Genomic DNA, 16,918 nt, shown 5'->3' on the forward strand with positions numbered 1-16,918 from the left:
GTTGAAATGGGGACAGCACCCTTCCTTGGACGTGGCCGGTCGCGGCAGGCAGTGGGTGCGACCAGCGCCCGCTGGATCGTGGCGGGCACATTCCTTGCCCTGCTGGCACTGACCGCAGCGCTCATCGCCGCCTTCCGCAATTCCACGAACATAGCCGACGAATATGCGCGTACCGAAGAGCGCCGACTGGTCGAGCGATTTGTCGAGCGTAGCGGCAGGCAGATCGCCGAAGCAGGCATGCTGCAGGTGAAATGGGACGAGGCGGTAACCAAATTGAATGGGCCAGACCTTGAACCGTGGGCGCGAAATTTCCTGGCCGGATATTTCTGGGGCAGCCATCGCATCGACCATCTGTACCACGTTCGCTTCGACGGAACGCCGGTCCACTGCTGGACCGGCGTCCGGCTTGAGCGTACGTGCAACTTCGATGAGATCAGATCGCAAGTTCGTGAACTGGTGCGACGCTCGGTGCTGGAAAGCCCCAGTGAAAGCGCGATTGTCGAATGGCGCAGCCACGGGAATGTCCAATGGCCGTATGACAGCAAAGGGTTGCCGATTCCGCGCGGTCTTGCTGCCATGACGCGGTACAAGGGCCAGCCGGCCTTCCTTGCCGTGGCGTCTGTCGTGCCGGATGTGGAACCGAAGCTGCTCAGGGGCGCACCGGACTATATCGTGCTGGTCCGCAATTTCGATCATCGCGTGATTTCCGATATCGGCGGTTCGCTGCTGTTGGAGGATGTCCGCTATGAAGATCAATTGCGCCACGGCGAGGGGCGTAACGCCTTTGCCCTTGCGGCTATCGATGGGCAGAACATTGGCGCCGTATCATGGCGCGCCAAGCCGCCGGGGCCGGCCATCCTGCGCCGCACCGCGCCGCTGCTGGCCGTCTATATCCTGTTCTTCGTTGGCGTGGTGGCAGGCGGTGCAATCATCGTGCGCCGGATGCGGCGGACAACCAGCGAACTGATCGCCAGCGAGGCACAGGCACAGCATAATGCCCTGCACGATGCGATGTCCGGCCTGCCCAATCGCGCGCACTTCATGCAGAAGCTGCGCCAGGAATTATCGGCCTGCATTGAACGGCGCGAGCTTGGCGATGTGTTTGTCGCCTATATCGATATCGATCGGTTCAAGGTGGTGAACGATACGCTGGGCCACCATGTCGGTGACGAACTTGTGCGGCAAGTGGCCTTGCGGTTGCGCCGGACATTGCCGCCAGGCGATTTTCTTTCACGCTTCGGCGGTGACGAATTCGTGCTGTTGCGACGGACTACCGGAGGCCGGGCCGCCGCCGACATGCTGGGACGGCAGGTCATGGCGCTGATGAACGACCCATTCGTGATTTCCGGCAACAATCTGGATATCAGCTGTTCGTGCGGGATCAGCTGGGGTCCTGAGCAAAGCGAAGATCCCGGCGAACTGTTGCGGCGGTCCGATATCGCGCTCTACCGGTCCAAGCAGCGGGGGCGCGCACGCTATCGGCGTTTTACGCGCGACATGGATGCATCGCTCAAATTGCGGCGCGAAATGGAAATCGAACTGCGCCGGGCGATCGCGCGTGACGAACTGGCACTGGCTTATCAGCCTATCGTCGATGCCTCGGACGGTGCGATTCAGGGATTTGAGGCACTGTTACGCTGGCAACACCCTGAACGTGGCGCGATCCGGCCCGGCTTGTTCGTACCGGTGGCCGAGCAGGCCGGGATCATGGTCCCCCTGGGCACCTGGGTGTTGCGCCGGGTATTTACCGAATGTCGCGACTGGCCCGATTGCGACATATCGGTCAATCTTTCGCCATTACAGATCATGGCCAGCGATTTCCTGCCAACCCTCGACGCGTTGCTGCGTGAAACCGGGGCCGATCCGCGCCGGTTCGTGCTGGAAGTAACCGAGGGCGTGATGCTGGACCGCAGCGATCATGTGGTCGATGTGCTCAAGGGGCTGAACTACCGCGGCTTCCGCATTGCACTGGATGATTTCGGCATCGGGTATTCGTCGCTCAGCTATCTGCGCTCATTCCAGTTCGACCGGATCAAGATCGATCGGTCTTTCGTGCAGAACATCGAGGCCGATCTTGATGCACATTCGATCCTGCGCGCCATCGTCTCGCTTGGACACACACTGCGGATGAAAGTTGTGGCCGAAGGCGTGGAGACTCCGGTACAGCGCGCGCTGGTGCAGGCGGCGGGATGCCAGATGATTCAGGGGCACCTGTTCTGGATGGCGATGTCGCCGCAAGAAGCGCTGGCCCTGCTGGGACCGAAGCGGGCCAAGTTGCGGCGTTCTGCCTGACCCAACGAAATCAGGATCAGCCTGCCGAGGGCGTCGATTCAGCCTTTGCGGTGACTGTGCGGGGATAGATGAACCCGTGAGTGGGGCTGGCGCGCAGCCCGACCGATTTCGTGGGCGCATACCATACGCGCACTTCGCTCCAGTCTCCTGCTGCCGAAACATCAACCGCCACCACGCCGCGGTCCACCGCGCCGGGGCCTGACCAGTTGGCGTGGTCGATCAGGATGTGACGGGCATCGACGACCTGGCGGACGACTGCGACGTGCCCATAGGGCATTGCATGGGTGCCGCGAAAGGCCAGGACCGCGCCGGGGCGTGGCTCCTGCCCGCGTTCGTAGGAGGCTTCGGCATTGCTCCACCAATCGCGTGCATTGCCCGAAATCTGCACGTCAGAGATCTGCCGGGCATACGTGACGCACTGGAGCCGCGCATGGGCGACGGCGGGGAGCGTCACGAAAGAGATCAGGGCGAGGAGTGTTGCGACCGCGTTTCTTAGCATGTGCAGCATGACTAAGGATTTCGCGCAATATGAGGAGTCCTGCCCCGCTCCGTTCATCCTGCCGCAATCACGGTTCGGCCCGGTTCATCGCAACTTGTGGAGAAAATCACGATCCGGTGTGTTGTGGGGTGCCTGGTTCCTTCACGTCGCACAATGGAAAAAGGCGCCCGGTTCCCCGGACGCCCTTTCCTTTCGCCGATCCGGTGAGATCAGAGCGAGTAGTACATGTCGAATTCGACGGCCGAAGGCGTGGTTTCCCAGCGCATCACTTCGGGCCACTTCAGTTCGATATAGGCTTCGATCTGATCCTTGGTGAACACGCCACCCTGAAGCAGGAATTCATGATCGGCTTCGAGGCATTCGAGCGCTTCACGAAGCGAACCGCACACGGTGGGAACTTCTGCGAGTTCTGCCGGCGGCAGATCGTAAAGGTTCTTGTCCATGGCTTCGCCCGGATGGATCTTGTTCTTGATCCCGTCGAGACCGGCCATCAGCAGCGCAGCGTAGCACAGGTAGACGTTGGCCATCGCGTCGGGGAAGCGGAATTCCACGCGCTTTGCCTTCGAACCGGCACCGTAAGGGATGCGGCACGAAGCCGAACGGTTGCGCGCCGAATAGGCGAGCAGCACGGGAGCTTCATAGCCCGGCACCAGACGCTTGTAGCTGTTGGTGGTCGGGTTGGTGAAGGCATTGAGCGCCTTGGCGTGCTTGATCACGCCACCGATGAAGTACAGGCACATGTCCGACAGACCTGCATAACCGTTACCGGCGAACAGCGGCTTGCCAGCTTCCCAGATCGAGATATGCGTGTGCATGCCCGAACCGTTATCGCCCTTGATCGGCTTCGGCATGAACGTGGCCGTCTTTCCATAGGCGTGGGCGACCTGCTGCACGACGTACTTGTAGACCTGCATGCGGTCAGCGGTCTGGACCAGCGTACCGAAGGTCAGGCCGAGTTCGTGCTGGGCCGAGGCGACTTCGTGGTGATGCTTGTCGCAGGGCAGGCCCATTTCGATCATGGTCGAAACCATTTCGCCGCGGATATCGACGCAGCTGTCGATCGGGGCGACGGGGAAATAACCACCCTTTACGCCAGGGCGGTGGCCCATGTTGCCGCCTTCGTAGGCCTTGTTGGTGTTGGTCGGCAGTTCCACGTCATCGATACGGAAGCCGTTGCCATCGTAGCCGTCGTAGAACTTGACGTCGTCAAACAGGAAGAACTCTGCTTCCGGCCCGACATAGACGGTGTCACCCACGCCGGTCGACTTGACGAAGGCTTCGGCGCGCTTGGCGGTCGAGCGGGGATCGCGCGAATAAAGTTCGCCGGTCGATGGTTCGACGATGTCGCAAACGACGATCAGCATCGGGGTGGCGCTGAACGGATCGACAAAGATGGCATCGAGATCGGGCTTGAGGATCATGTCCGATTCGTTGATGGCCTTCCAGCCTTCGATCGACGAACCGTCAAACATCAGGCCGTCTTCCAGTTCGTCTTCGCCGATCAGGCTGGCCACCATGGTAAGGTGCTGCCACTTGCCCTTGGGATCGGTGAAACGCAGATCGATCCACTCGATTTCCTCGTCCTTGATGCGGGCGAGAATGTCCTTTGCAGTTGCCATCGCTGATCCTTCTTCTTCTTGCCCCCGGTGGAGAGGTACGGGGGGTTAAGTGCGGTTGTGGTTCACGTTGTGGTTCACATGGAGGCTTGCCCGTCCACAGGCCCACCCCCCGCTCAGATACCTTGCCCGATGCAGCCGGGCGCGGCGTCAACTTTTGTTGCGATCGATCCGATCAGATCGCGTCATCATCGCGTTCACCGGTGCGGATGCGCAGTGCGCTTTCCACCGGAATCACGAAAATCTTGCCATCCCCGATCCTGCCGGTCTGTGCGGCGGAAGCGATCGCTTCGACCACACGATCGACCAGCTGGTCGGACACCACCACCTCAAGCTTCACCTTTGGCAGGAAATCGACGACGTATTCCGCACCGCGATAAAGCTCGGTATGGCCCTTCTGCCGTCCAAAACCCTTGGCTTCGGTTACGGTGATCCCGGAAACGCCGATTTCATGGAGCGCTTCCTTCACTTCATCGAGCTTGAACGGCTTGATGATGGCTTCGACCTTTTTCACGTCGTTATGACCCCTGCAACGCGGGCCGGTTAACCACGAAGTGGCAGACCGGCGTATGATCTCGTGTGGCACTGACGTTACAAGAATCGTGCCACGCTGCTAGTAAAAAGCACTAGGGCATCGCGCGGCGGCGGGAAAGCAGGAAATGCGGGGGTCGGGCAAGATTTGAATCGAATGTGCTGGCAAGGCATGCGCATCGTTGCGCAACCGTGTTCGATTAATGCACAAAATTTGCGCAAGTGCTGCCTTGTTTTTAGGCAGAGTCTGTTTGCGGATTGCCGTCCAGATGTCTTCCTTGCGAGGAGGCGGAGCCGACGCGGCAATCCAGAAGGCCGGACGTAAGCGTCCTGGATTGCTTCGCTACGCTCGCAATGACGGAGGGGCAGTTCAGGACGCGTAAGGCGGCTTGTCCAGTCCGGCCGGGCTGAGCGTGAATATCTCGCAACCGTCTTCGGTGATGCCGATCGAATGTTCGAACTGCGCCGAAAGCGAACGGTCGCGCGTGACCGCCGTCCAGCCATCTTCGAGGATCTTCACGCCGGGCTTGCCGAGATTTATCATCGGTTCGATGGTGAAGAACATGCCGGGTCTCAGTTCCGGCCCCGTACCCGCGCGTCCGGCGTGGACCACTTCGGGCGCATCGTGGAACAGACGGCCAAGCCCGTGGCCGCAAAATTCGCGCACCACGCCATAGCGCTGCTTTTCGGCATGGGCCTGAATCGCTGCGCCAATATCGCCCAGTCGTGCGCCGGGGCGGGCCTTTTCGATCCCGATCATCAGGCATTCGTGCGTGACATCGACCAGACGCTTCGCCTTGAGCGGCACATCGCCGACCAGATACATCCTGCTGGTATCACCGTGCCAGCCATCGAGCAGCGGCGTCACGTCAATATTGACGATATCGCCGTCCTTGAGCGTCTTGTCCGAAGGGATGCCATGGCAGACCACGTGGTTGATCGAGATGCAGCACGAGTGGGTGTAGCCCCGATAGCCCAGCGTCGCGGGAACGGCGCCGCCATCCAGCGTCATCTGTCGGACAACATCGTCCAGATAGTCCGTGCGAGCGCCGGGTTGCACCAGCGGCGCCAGGGCATCGAGAATTTCTGCGGCGAGCCGCCCGGCCTTGCGCATGCCCTCGAACCCGGCGGAGCCATGGAGCTTGATCGTCCCGTCACGCAGAATGACATCGTGGTCTGTAACTGTCACATATTCGGTCATGCCGGGCACATAGCGACGATAGCGGCAAATTGCGAGCCGTTGCAGCACGGGTGTTTCATTGGGGGTGTTTCATCGGGCGACGAACGTGGTCCTGAATTCCGGTTTCACGGCCGCCAGCACCTTTTGCGTTACCGGGACCGTCACTTCATAAGAACCTTCGGCATAAGGACCCGCATTATAGGGCGCGACCAGAATGCCGATGCGATCGAAAGCCTTGCCGTTGGACGAACCGAGAATCACGGTCTGCTCGGCCGGGTCGATGCATTTCTCGAATTCGGTTACGCCCCCGCCAAGGGCCTGCCCCTGCCTTTTTCTTGCACGTTGCCTGTCAAGCTCCTTGCAGAACGGATCACGGATTGCCGCGGCCAGTGCGGCCTTTGATGCGAACAGGTCTGACGGCGCGCGACGTTTGCCCGCAATCTTGTCCCACAGGATCGTGTCATAAACGTAATTGGGATGCGCGCCGCCGCTATAGAAGCCGATCAGGCTGGACATGCTGAGCCATGCGGGCAAATCGGTCACGACTTTCCAGTCTGTGCTATGGCTGTAGGCGTTGAATGGGTAGCCGTTGGCCTTGGCATCGGCCTGCCCCTGCCTTGCGTCCGAAACAAGTTCTGTCCGCGCCTTTTCCAGCTCGCCGTCCAGAAGCGACTTGAGTGCCGGGATTGCGCCAGCGGCAGCGGGATAGGCATACGCGAATTCGTAGACATCGTTTTCTTCGGTCACGCTGCGCGCTGCGACCGGGGTCTGCGCCGAGATTTGCGGTGGGGTTAAAGACGACATTTGCTGTGGCAGCGCTGACGATTGAGCGACCGCACTGGCTGAAGGTTCAGGTTCCTTGCTGACCGAACAGGCGGCCAGAGCGGCCAGAAGAGTCAGCGGGATCAGGGATGCGGCGCGCATGGGGCAGTTTCCTCTCGCAACGGACCGCGCTCTGCGGCATGAATGGGTGCAACATGATCGACAGAAACGCGCTGATCCAGCCTGATCGCGGCCAGCAGGCCACTGCCATCCACCTTGTCGACAAGGCGACGCTGCCGGATTTCCTCAAGGGACTCAACGCCGGACAGCGGGCAAGCCTTGCCGCGCAGAAATTCGAGGGCGGCGGCTATGAACATGCTATCGTGCCAGATGGCGATGGCTGGTTCGCGGTGGCGGGCGTGGCGAATGTCAACAATCTGTCGTCGTGGTGCCTTGCCAAGCTGGCCGATGTGCTGCCCGGCGGGACCTATCGCAGGGTCGGCGGGGATGCGGGCAAGGCGCTGCATGGCTGGGTGACAGGGCAATATCGCTTCGACCGCTACCGCAAGGACTCGACGGAAGCCGAACCCCGCATCCTTCTGACCAAGGAAGTCGCGCTGATCGAACCGGCGCTTGCCGAGGCGACGGCCGTGCTGATGGTGCGCGATCTGGTGAATACGCCCGCCGAGGACATGGGACCGGCGCAGCTTGAAGCCGAGGCGCGCGCGATGGCCCGGATGCATCACGCCGAAATTCATGTGGTGGCGGGCGATCTGCTCGAACGCGATTACCCGATGGTTCACGCGGTCGGACGCGCCGCCGCGCGCAGCCATGCGCCGCGCATGATCGAACTGGAATGGGGCGATCCTGCGCATCCGCGCGTGGCCATCGTCGGCAAGGGCGTGTGCTTCGATTCCGGCGGGCTGGATATCAAGCCCGCATCGGGCATGGCGCTGATGAAAAAGGACATGGGCGGGGCCGCCCATGCGCTGGCGCTGGCGGGCCTTGTCATGGCGATGGGCTTGAAAATCCGGCTGCATATGCTTGTTCCTGCGGTGGAAAACGCGATATCTGCCCATGCGTTCCGACCGGGCGATATCCTGCGCGCGCGCAACGGCTTGTCGGTGGAAGTCACCAACACCGATGCCGAAGGGCGGCTGGTGCTGGGCGATGCGCTGGTGCGGGCTTGCGAAATGACGCCAGACCTGGTGATCGACTTTGCCACGTTGACCGGCGCGGCGCGCGTGGCGCTTGGCCCCGATCTGCCCGCGATGTTCGCACGGCGCGACGAAACGGCGCAGGGCCTGATCGCCGCCGGGCTTGAACGCGACGATGCGTGCTGGCGGCTGCCATTGTTCGAAGGCTATCGCGAGTATCTGAAATCGGACGTGGCCGATCTGCAGAATTCGCCCGCCAATGGCTTTGCCGGTGCCAGCGTGGCGGCATTGTTCCTTGATCGCTTCGTGACTGAAGGCACCGACTGGGCGCACTTCGATACATTTGCCTGGCGGCCTGCGGCAAAGCCGGGGCGGCCCAAGGGTGGCGACGCGCTGGGCCTGCGCGCGGCATGGGGGCTGTTGAAGGCGAGATACGGCTGAAATGCGCATCGGCTTGCCTGACAGCGCCGACGCGGCTAATCGCCCTGCTTTCCTGTTCCGGGGGCCACCTGAATTGACCGTTGAAGCATCGCCTCTTCCTGTTGACGTACCGAACGCGCAGCTATCACTGTGCCGCCCGTCGGACCGTTCGGACAAGCCACACCTGCCGGTGCGGGGCGACCTTGCACACATCGGTCTGGCCGGGCGCTATTTCGTGCCGCACTACGCCGTGCCGATGCCGCATGTGCTGAAGACGACCACTGTGATGCGCGGCGCGGGCAAGCTGGAAGGTGAGGCGTTGCGGACGATTGCCGAAGGCGAAGTCTTTGATGTGCTCGATATTTCAGGCGGCTGGGCGTGGGGGCAGGCAAAGTCCGACTTGTTGGTCGGCTATGTGGAACTGACCGTGCTTGAGGCGCTGGCATGACAACGTCGGTCTTCATCGATGGAGCAGCGGGCACGACCGGGCTGGAAATTGCCGACCGTCTGGCGGGCCGCAGCGAATTCGCGCTGATTGCTCTGGATGATGCGCGGCGCAAGGACGATGCAGCGCGGTCGCAAGCGATCAACGATGCCGATGTGGTGATCCTGTGCCTGCCCGATGATGCTGCGCGCGATGCCGTGGCGATGATTCGCAATGATCGTACGCGCGTGATCGACGCATCGACCGCGCATCGCGTGGCCGATGGCTGGACGTACGGCTTTCCCGAAATCGTCGGGCGCGAGGTCGTGGCGGAAGCGCGGCGGGTTTCGAACCCCGGCTGCTATCCCACCGGCTTCCTCGGCCTGCTCGCACCACTGGTCCATAATGGCCTGCTGCCTTCGGCCTGGCCCTATAGCTGCAATGCGATTTCCGGCTATTCCGGCGGCGGCAAGGCCCTGATCGCGCGGTTCGAAGATGATCGGGACATTGCATGGCGCGGTTATGGCCTGACCTTCGGGCACAAGCATGTGAGCGAGATGCAGCGCTATGCAGGCCTTGCCATCGCCCCGATGTTCAGCCCCGCGGTGGTCGCGGCGCATCGCGGCATGATCGTGGAAATCCCGCTGCCGCTGGGCGTGATGCCGGGCAACGTCCCTGCCGAACTGCTGCGGGCGGCGCTGACGCAGTTCTATGCCGGGTCGCCGGTGGTGACAGTGGAGCAGGACTTGCCTGCCGATGGCGAACTGCTGCTGCGCGCGTCGATGGAACCGTGGGACGGGTTGAAACTGCACGTGATGGGCAGCGCCGATGGCGAACAGGTGCGGCTGGTCGCGGTGCTCGACAATCTGGGCAAGGGCGCAAGCGGGGCGGCGGTGCAGACGCTGAACCTGATGGCCGGGCTGGACGAGACCGCAGGCTTGCGCCTCTGACGAATCGCCGGGTAACCCAAAATGCAAAAAGGCCCGCGCTCCCTCTGGAGGCGGGCCTTTTTGTTTGCGCAGAAGCGCTGAAAGATCAGTCTTCCGGTGCGATGGTCACGCGCAGGCCATCGAGATCGCCGGTGACCTGAACCTGGCACGAAAGGCGCGAGGTTGCGTTGCGGTGGTCCGAACTGTCGAGCAGATCGTTCTCGTCTTCGCTCATCGCCGGGATCTTGTCGGCAAAGGCAGGGTCGATGAACACATGGCAGGTAGCGCATGAGCAGCAGCCGCCGCACAGTGCCAGAAGCTCGTCAAAGCCATTGTCGCGGATTGCTTCCATCACCGAAAGACCGGCATCGACTTCTACCGTGGATTCTTCACCAGCACGATTGACAACGACAAGCTTGGGCATCGTCCATTCTCCAAACGCGGCGCAGGGCACTCCCCCTGTTCGCCTTTGGACGGGGCTGCTATCGCGGCAGCCTGGGTTTGGCAACTGCCGATCCGGTCAAATCGCCTGCTTGGGAGAATTAAGGATGGGTCTGTCGGCAGAAGCGATCCGTGCAGGGCTTGATCATATCGCCAGCCGCACACCTGCCCTGGCCACTGCAATCGAGCGGGTGGGCTACCCGGAACCGCGCATCCGCGCTACCGGCTATGGCACGCTGCTGCGTACGATCGTGGGTCAGCAGGTGAGCGTGGCGGCGGCGGCTTCGGTATGGAACAAGCTGGAGGCGCTGCTGGGGGAGGACATGCCGCCGCAGGATCTGCTCGACGCCGATTTCGACGCGCTGCGCGCCTGCGGGTTGTCGCGCCAGAAACAGGGCTATGCGCGGTCGTTGTGCGAATTGGTGGTATCGGGCGAACTCGATCTCGAACATCTGCCTGCCGATGATGAGGAGGCAATCGCCGAACTGGTCAGGATCAAGGGCATCGGGCGCTGGTCGGCGGAGATATATCTGCTGTTTGCCGAAGGCCGTGCCGATATCTGGCCCGCCGGCGATCTGGCGGTGCAGGTGGGGCTGGGCAAGCTGCTGGGGCTTGCCGAACGCCCCAGCGAGAAGGACACGCGCGCTCTGGCCGAGGCGTGGCGACCGCATCGCGGCGCCGCGGCGATCTTCACCTGGCATTGCTATAACAATCCGGCGCTGTAAGCACGCGCCTGAAAATAACGCAGGCATGGGTGGCGCAATGGCGGGCAGGACGATCTTCATCACCGGCGGCGCATCCGGCATTGGCCGCGCCGTTGCGCAGCGCTTCGCCCAAGGCGGATGGTTCGTGGGACTGGCCGACATCGATGAGGCGGGCATGGCGCAAACCGCCGCACTGCTGCCGGCAGGGCAAAGCTCGTGCCACAGGCTCGACGTGCGTGACCGCGCGATGTGGGATGCGGCGCTGGCCGATTGCGCAAAGGCTGCGGGCGGGCGGATCGATGCCGTGTTCAACAACGCCGGAATCCCGGTGGGCGGTGCCATTACCGAACTGACGCCCGACGAGATCGAGCGCGCGCTCGCCATCAATCTCAAGGGTGTGATCTTCGGTGCGCAGGCTGCCTATCGGTGGCTGAAGGCGAGTGCTCCGGGATCGGTCCTGCTCAACACCGCCAGCGCGGCGGGCATTTATGGCACACCCGGAACTTCTGTCTATTCCGCGACCAAGTTCGGGGTGAGGGGTATCACCGAATCGCTCGATGGAGAATGGGCTGCCGACAAGATCAACGTCCGCAGCCTGATGCCCGGCTACATCGATACGCCGCTGCTGGATCACGCGCCCAACCTTGCGAGCAACGGCGATATTCGCGCCCGTGTGCGCGGCGCAGGGCTTGAGATCACGCCGGTGCACGATGTGGCCGAAGCGGCGTGGGCGGCAGTCCATGGCGCCAGGCTGCATACGCTCGTCGGCAAGACGGCGCGGCGGATGGCCTTCGCTTCGCGGTGGATGCCGGGCGCGTTGCGCAAGCAGATGCGCAAGATGCACAGGCCTGCGGGGAAATAAGATCAGTCCTCCGACTCCGTCGCCCCGGACCTGATCCGGGGTGAGGCTTTTCTTTGCGCCAGCAGGGGAGAATTTGGTTCGCGCAAAGTTCGCAAAGAACGCAAAGAACTTCCAAGCGCAACCGGCAGGGTCTGAAAACGGCAAGTCGACGCGCCTGCACGCGAGCAATCTTTCTCTGCGTTCTTTGCGAACTTTACGCGAAACAAGACAGGCAGCGTTACCCCGTATCAAGTCCGGGGCGACGGCTGGTCTTCAGGATAGGGACCTAACGGGCGCAAAACGAAAAGGGGGTGGGCAGTCGTCATCGATTTCGCGATCAAGCAACGGCTATTTGGGGGTTTTCGCACCTGTCACGGTAATTTCGTCACGGTAATTCCCGGCAATGCAACCTGATATCATCTGGCTCTAACCTGCGCCGACTAATGCCCACGCAAACAGCAGCGTCGTAGCGGCCCCCAGTAAACTCCTGATGTTGTGCAATTTGCCCCATTGGATCAGCATCGCCCGGCTTGCAGCGCTCGCCTCGCGTTCCGGCATCGCCATCAGGCGTTTGTTGACCGGCATGATAACAGTTAGCGTGAACGGCCAGTTTGCGAGCAACAGGGCGCTTCCCGCAAACCATCTCCAGTCGGCCGAAAGGTATCCAGCAAGGATTCCTGCCGCGCCCCCGGCGATCGCTAACCCGGACTGGATCGGCAGTGCCCGCTTGTAGCTGGGCTGCCACTGCATAAGCAACGGACCGTCTGTCAGTTCGAGACGCGCAGGATGTTCGACAAGGCTAATGTAAAGTGCAGCGCCGGAAAACAGCGTAGCGAAAAGGAGAGCGGCTACAGAGAGTTGAAACATCGAAATTCCTCGGCATCAGCCGGGAAAGCGCAGCACCCGCAGCAGCGCCTTCCCACACAAGTTGGGTTGACGCCGTGGCTGGGAAGAACCCGATGACGGGCGCAGGAGCTACCGACCTGCAACTCTATTTTCGGCAGCCCGAACATGGCCCGTAATGCCGACATTTGCAATCGCCGAAAGTTCGCATCGGCGGCGTGCCATCAAACAAACCCCTCCATTGCCCGCGCCATCGCTGCGTCCCTTGCTGACAGTCCGTCGGCGTCGTGCGTGGTCAGCGTCACGTCCACGCGGTTGTAGACGTTGAACCATTCCGGGTGGTGGTCAGCCTTTTCCGCATAGAGCGCAACGCGGTTCATGAAGGCCCACGCGGCGGAGAAGTCGGCAAAGCGGAAGGTGCGCACGATGGCGCGGCCATCTTCGCGCAAGGTCCATGCCGGAAGTTCGGCCAGCAGGGCATCGCGCTGGGCATCGGAAAGGCGGGGGATGGCCATCGGGACCCTTTCAAAATCGGCATGCTTGGCAGGCCCCGTGGTTTCGCCTATCGCCGCGCACCATGCAAGACTGCCGTCTCGTCGCCACGAATATCGCCTGCAGGCGGGGGGATCGAATCCTGTTTCGCGGGCTGTCGCTGGCCGTCGAGCCGGGGCAGATGGTGCATCTGGCCGGGCCGAACGGGATCGGCAAATCCAGCCTGATCAGGATACTCGCAGGCCTGCTGCGCCCTTATGCCGGAACGGTGGAGCGGGCAGGCAGGCTGGCGCTGGCAGATGAACGGCTTGCCCTCGATGGCCACCAGACGCTGGAGCGCGCGCTGGGGTTCTGGCGCAGGATCGACCGTTCGGACGACGCTGTAGCGGACTTCGGCCTTGCCAACCTGCTCGATGTTCCGGTGCGCTTCCTGTCCACCGGCCAGCGCAAACGCGCGGCACTGGCGCGGATCGCCGCCAGCGATGCGTCGATCTGGCTGCTGGACGAACCCCTGAACGGACTTGACCAGCACTGGTCGAGCATGGCGCAAGCGGCGATCAACGCGCATCGCAGATCGGGCGGGGCGGTGGTGATCGCATCGCACCAGCCGCTTTCCGTCGAAGGCGTCCGTCCTCTCGAACTGCTGGATTACGCGGAATGATCGGGCCACTGTGGGCTGTCTTCCTGCGCGACCTGGCCTTGCTGACGCGTGGCGCACAAGGGCGCGGCGGGGCGGTGCTGCCGCTGCTGTTCTTCCTTGCCGTGGCGATGCTGTTTCCTTTCGCGGTGGGACCGGATGCGCGCCTTCTGGCGCGAACGGGGGCGGGCGTGATCTGGGTGGCGGCGCTGCTGGCCGCGATCCTGCCGCTGGACCGGCTGGTCGAACCCGATCTGGAGGCAGGCTTTTTCGACCAGTGGGCCTTGCGCGGCCTTTCCGAAGAAGCGCTGCTGCTGAGCCGGATATTGGCGCATTGGCTCAGCTTTGGCATACCCTTGATGATCGCTGCGCCCATCTCGGCAGGATTGCTCTCGCTTGATGCGGCGCAACTGCGCATGGTCGAGATCGGGCTGTTGCTGGGCACACCGGGCCTTGCGGCCATAGGCGTGACCATCGCCGCGCTGACGGCGGGATTGCGTGCAGGATCGGCGCTGGGAGGGTTGCTGGCTATCCCGCTCACCGTGCCGCTCCTGATATTCGGCGCAGGCTCGCTCCAGCCCGGCGGCGAGGGAGGCCTTGCGCTGTTGGCAGCCAGCAGCCTTGTTGCGCTGGCGGTGGCGCCGTTCGCGGGCGGAGCGGCGATCCGGGCTGGGCGTGAGTGAGACTTGCGCAAGCAAAAGCGCAAATTCGTTGGCAATCGCGCGAAGGCACCTTAATTCAGGGGCCATGATGGCACCTGCAATTGCAAACGATACGATCTCCCTCATCGGCAACACCCCGCTGGTCCGGCTGAAGGGGCCGAGCGAGGCGGCGGGGTGCGACATTTTCGGAAAGTGCGAATTCGCCAATCCGGGTGCCTCGGTAAAGGACCGCGCGGCGCTGTGGATCGTGCGCGATGCCGAAGAGCGCGGATTGCTGAAGCCCGGCGGCACGATTGTCGAAGGCACGGCGGGCAATACCGGGATCGGCATCGCGCTGGTCGCCAATGCGCTGGGCTACAAGTCGGTCATCGTCATGCCCGAAACCCAATCGCGCGAGAAGATGGACACGTTGCGCGCACTGCGCGCGGAACTGGTGCTGGTTCCCGCCGCGCCATTCTCCAATCCGGGGCACTTCGTCCACACCTCGCGCCGGATTGCCGAAGAGACCGAAGGCGCGGTCTGGGCCAACCAGTTCGACAATATCGCCAATCGCCGCGCGCATATCGAAAGCACCGCGCCCGAACTGTGGGAACAGATGGACCACCGCATCGACGGTTTTACCTGCGCTGCGGGCACCGGCGGCACGATTGCGGGCGTGGGCATGGGCCTGAAGGCGTTCAATGAGGACGTGATCATCGCACTCAGCGATCCGCATGGCGCGGCGCTGTATAATTATTATGCCCATGGCGAGCTGAAGGCTGAAGGGTCTTCGGTTGCCGAAGGGATCGGGCAGGGCCGCATTACCGCCAACCTCGATGGCGCGCCGATCGACACGCAGTTCCGCATCTCCGACGAGGAAGGGCTGTACTGGGTAGAACGGCTTCTGGCCGACGAGGGCCTGTGCCTCGGCCTGTCGAGTGGGATCAACGTGGCCGGGGCAGTTGCGCTGGGCAAGCAGTTGGGCACGGGCGCGCGGGTGGCCACGATCCTGTGCGATACCGGGTTCCGCTACCTCTCCTCGCTGTACAATCCCGAATGGCTGAAGGCCAAGGGACTGCCGGTGTTCCCTTGGCTGGAGCAATAGGGTAGAAGGCCCGCATGGCCCTATTCGACAGGTCGCAGGCGCAAGGCACTGCTCCTTCCGGTTTCGAACCGGCCCCGCCTGCCAGCGCGCTCGCCTATACCCCGCCATCGATGCGCGAATTGCGCGCGCAGGCCGTGCACCGGCTGCAGGTGGGCATGTTCGGTCTTGCCGGGATGTTGCTGCTGGTCAGCCTTGCCAACGTGATCATGGACCGCGCCAAGTATCTTGATGACACGGCGGTCAATGTGGCAGCGCCGGAAGTTTCCGCCAGCGAGACAAAAGCGAACGATCCGCTGGTCGACATGGGGGTGGCGCCTGAATTGCCGGTCTCCGGCAATCAGCCTCAGACCAGTATTTCACCCGCTCCCCCACCAACACCCGCGCCTTCGGTCAAGGCGCCGCCGCCCTGATAGACGGGGTGCAGCAACGCCGAATCGCGCTGACGCTTTCGTTGGTGTTGATGGTTTTGGCCGCAGGAAGCTGGGCGTTCATCAATCGCGAGGCCGGGCAGGCTGCAAAGGCCGACCAGCGACTGGGCCTGTTCACCAGCTTGCCGATCCTGTGGGCTGAGCAACCCGACCTGCGCGATGTGCTGGCTGCACCGGAGCCGCCACATTGGGTACGCGATGTGTTTGAACGGCATGGCCAGCTGGTTGCGCTCGACACACTGCTCGACCTGTCGCGGGTCGATGTTCTGGTCGTCGCGCAGCCCCGGCCGCTTGCCGCTCCCGAAAATGTCGCGCTGGACCGGTGGGTACGATCGGGCGGGCGATTGCTGTTGTTCGCAGATCCGATGTTGACCGAGGACAGCGCCTTTTCGCTGGGAGATCGCCGCAGGCCGCAGGATGTCGTGCTGCTGTCTCCGATCCTGAGGCGTTGGGGGCTGGAATTGCGTTTCGACGAAGCGCAACCCGCTGGTGTACGGGAAAGTGCGGGCGAGGCGCTGCCGGTGCATCTGGCCGGGCAATGGGCGCCAAAAAAAGGCGGATACGATGCCAATTGCCGGATCGGTCCCGATGCCTTGATCGCGCGCTGCACAATCGGTGAAGGGCAGGCAATCCTTATAGCCGATGCTGCCATTCTGGAAGCACAGGGCAATGGGAAAGCACGGGCGGAAAGGCTTGATATGCTGATCATCGAAGCGTTTGGCCGCTGATGCCGCCGGTTTGCGGGAAATTGCGGGCAGGTGGTGGAGATTCGCTGATCGACGGGGGCGAGCCCTCATATTTCCCCCGTGCAGCGCGCTTAATACTTGTGCAGGGCGTGGTTAATGAGATGGCAGTACGTAGAAAAAACAGTCTGGAATCATAGTTAGTCCGCATTTTCCCGCATTTTCCCCTTTCCGCCCGCCCGGTCCCGCGTTAGTAATGCTTCCCATCGGGACGAACTCCAGTCGCATCCACG

General features: G+C 62.5%; 19 protein-coding genes. 11 read left to right on the forward strand and 8 right to left on the reverse strand.

Going from position 1 to position 16,918, the window contains the following annotated elements; translation table 11 throughout:
• The first annotated feature begins 6 nt into the window (after window positions 1-6).
• The gene (locus LUA85_RS04670; RefSeq protein WP_231467367.1) at window positions 7-2,292 is read left to right on the forward strand and encodes a bifunctional diguanylate cyclase/phosphodiesterase; all 2,286 of its coding nucleotides are present in this window, start codon (window positions 7-9) and stop codon (window positions 2,290-2,292) included.
• Between the two features lie 16 nt (window positions 2,293-2,308).
• Here the strand turns inward: LUA85_RS04670 and LUA85_RS04675 are convergent, their stop codons facing one another.
• The 5 genes from LUA85_RS04675 to LUA85_RS04695 form a co-directional block, all read right to left on the reverse strand.
• Complete coding sequence (locus LUA85_RS04675) at window positions 2,309-2,800, reverse strand: CHAP domain-containing protein (protein WP_231467369.1); 492 nt, start codon at window positions 2,798-2,800, stop codon at window positions 2,309-2,311.
• Between the two features lie 200 nt (window positions 2,801-3,000).
• Window positions 3,001-4,410, reverse strand: coding sequence for a type I glutamate--ammonia ligase (gene glnA / locus LUA85_RS04680; RefSeq protein ID WP_231467371.1), 1,410 nt, complete (start codon window positions 4,408-4,410; stop codon window positions 3,001-3,003).
• Window positions 4,411-4,582: 172 nt separating this feature from the next.
• A complete protein-coding gene (locus LUA85_RS04685; protein WP_231467373.1) occupies window positions 4,583-4,921 on the reverse strand; it encodes a P-II family nitrogen regulator in 339 nt (112 codons plus the stop codon).
• Between the two features lie 387 nt (window positions 4,922-5,308).
• Window positions 5,309-6,139 carry a type I methionyl aminopeptidase gene (gene map, locus LUA85_RS04690; RefSeq protein ID WP_231467375.1) on the reverse strand — a complete coding sequence of 277 codons (831 nt, stop codon included), beginning with the start codon at window positions 6,137-6,139 and terminating at the stop codon, window positions 5,309-5,311.
• A gap of 69 nt (window positions 6,140-6,208) precedes the next feature.
• Window positions 6,209-7,042, reverse strand: a complete 834-nt coding sequence (locus LUA85_RS04695) for a DUF4163 domain-containing protein (protein ID WP_231467377.1) — start codon at window positions 7,040-7,042, stop codon at window positions 6,209-6,211.
• Window positions 7,043-7,095: 53 nt separating this feature from the next.
• On the opposite strand from LUA85_RS04695, the gene LUA85_RS04700 reads away from it, so the two are divergent.
• From LUA85_RS04700 to argC, 3 genes are all read left to right on the forward strand, one after another.
• On the forward strand, window positions 7,096-8,478 hold the full coding sequence (locus LUA85_RS04700; RefSeq protein ID WP_231467379.1) for a M17 family metallopeptidase: 1,383 nt from the start codon (window positions 7,096-7,098) through the stop codon (window positions 8,476-8,478).
• A gap of 73 nt (window positions 8,479-8,551) precedes the next feature.
• A complete protein-coding gene (locus LUA85_RS04705) occupies window positions 8,552-8,905 on the forward strand; it encodes an SH3 domain-containing protein (RefSeq protein WP_231467381.1) in 354 nt (117 codons plus the stop codon).
• Window positions 8,902-9,831: an N-acetyl-gamma-glutamyl-phosphate reductase gene (gene argC / locus LUA85_RS04710; RefSeq protein ID WP_231467383.1), complete on the forward strand. Its 930-nt coding sequence runs from the start codon at window positions 8,902-8,904 to the stop codon at window positions 9,829-9,831. Before LUA85_RS04705 ends, argC begins: the two co-directional genes overlap by 4 nt.
• Before the next feature lie 85 nt (window positions 9,832-9,916).
• On the opposite strand, the gene LUA85_RS04715 is transcribed toward argC, so the two are convergent.
• Window positions 9,917-10,234 (reverse strand): 2Fe-2S iron-sulfur cluster-binding protein, encoded by a 318-nt coding sequence (locus LUA85_RS04715; protein WP_231467385.1) that lies wholly within the window; start codon window positions 10,232-10,234, stop codon window positions 9,917-9,919.
• A gap of 124 nt (window positions 10,235-10,358) precedes the next feature.
• On the opposite strand from LUA85_RS04715, the gene LUA85_RS04720 reads away from it, so the two are divergent.
• Both LUA85_RS04720 and LUA85_RS04725 read left to right on the forward strand, forming a co-directional pair.
• Window positions 10,359-10,976: a DNA-3-methyladenine glycosylase gene (locus tag LUA85_RS04720; protein ID WP_231467387.1), complete on the forward strand. Its 618-nt coding sequence runs from the start codon at window positions 10,359-10,361 to the stop codon at window positions 10,974-10,976.
• Between the two features lie 25 nt (window positions 10,977-11,001).
• Window positions 11,002-11,817 (forward strand): SDR family oxidoreductase, encoded by an 816-nt coding sequence (locus LUA85_RS04725; RefSeq protein ID WP_231467389.1) that lies wholly within the window; start codon window positions 11,002-11,004, stop codon window positions 11,815-11,817.
• Between the two features lie 405 nt (window positions 11,818-12,222).
• On the opposite strand, the gene LUA85_RS04730 is transcribed toward LUA85_RS04725, so the two are convergent.
• Both LUA85_RS04730 and LUA85_RS04735 read right to left on the reverse strand, forming a co-directional pair.
• Window positions 12,223-12,663: a DUF1772 domain-containing protein gene (locus tag LUA85_RS04730; RefSeq protein ID WP_231467391.1), complete on the reverse strand. Its 441-nt coding sequence runs from the start codon at window positions 12,661-12,663 to the stop codon at window positions 12,223-12,225.
• A 200-nt stretch (window positions 12,664-12,863) separates the two neighbouring features.
• The gene (locus LUA85_RS04735) at window positions 12,864-13,154 is read right to left on the reverse strand and encodes a 4a-hydroxytetrahydrobiopterin dehydratase (RefSeq protein ID WP_231467393.1); all 291 of its coding nucleotides are present in this window, start codon (window positions 13,152-13,154) and stop codon (window positions 12,864-12,866) included.
• A 62-nt stretch (window positions 13,155-13,216) separates the two neighbouring features.
• Between LUA85_RS04735 and ccmA the strand changes: the two genes are divergently transcribed.
• The 5 genes from ccmA (at window position 13,217) to LUA85_RS04760 (ending at window position 16,670) form a co-directional block, all read left to right on the forward strand.
• Window positions 13,217-13,792, forward strand: coding sequence for a heme ABC exporter ATP-binding protein CcmA (ccmA, locus tag LUA85_RS04740; RefSeq protein WP_231467395.1), 576 nt, complete (start codon window positions 13,217-13,219; stop codon window positions 13,790-13,792).
• Entirely contained in the window at window positions 13,789-14,451 is a 663-nt protein-coding gene (gene ccmB / locus LUA85_RS04745; protein WP_231467397.1) for a heme exporter protein CcmB, read from the forward strand. Before ccmA ends, ccmB begins: the two co-directional genes overlap by 4 nt.
• A gap of 64 nt (window positions 14,452-14,515) precedes the next feature.
• Window positions 14,516-15,514 carry a cysteine synthase A gene (locus tag LUA85_RS04750; RefSeq protein WP_231467399.1) on the forward strand — a complete coding sequence of 333 codons (999 nt, stop codon included), beginning with the start codon at window positions 14,516-14,518 and terminating at the stop codon, window positions 15,512-15,514.
• A gap of 14 nt (window positions 15,515-15,528) precedes the next feature.
• Entirely contained in the window at window positions 15,529-15,924 is a 396-nt protein-coding gene (locus LUA85_RS04755) for a hypothetical protein (protein ID WP_231467401.1), read from the forward strand.
• Between the two features lie 8 nt (window positions 15,925-15,932).
• Window positions 15,933-16,670 (forward strand): GldG family protein, encoded by a 738-nt coding sequence (locus LUA85_RS04760; RefSeq protein WP_231467403.1) that lies wholly within the window; start codon window positions 15,933-15,935, stop codon window positions 16,668-16,670.
• The last annotated feature ends 248 nt before the right edge of the window (window positions 16,671-16,918 follow it).

This window comes from Novosphingobium sp. CECT 9465 (assembly GCF_920987055.1).
GTDB lineage: Bacteria > Pseudomonadota > Alphaproteobacteria > Sphingomonadales > Sphingomonadaceae > Novosphingobium.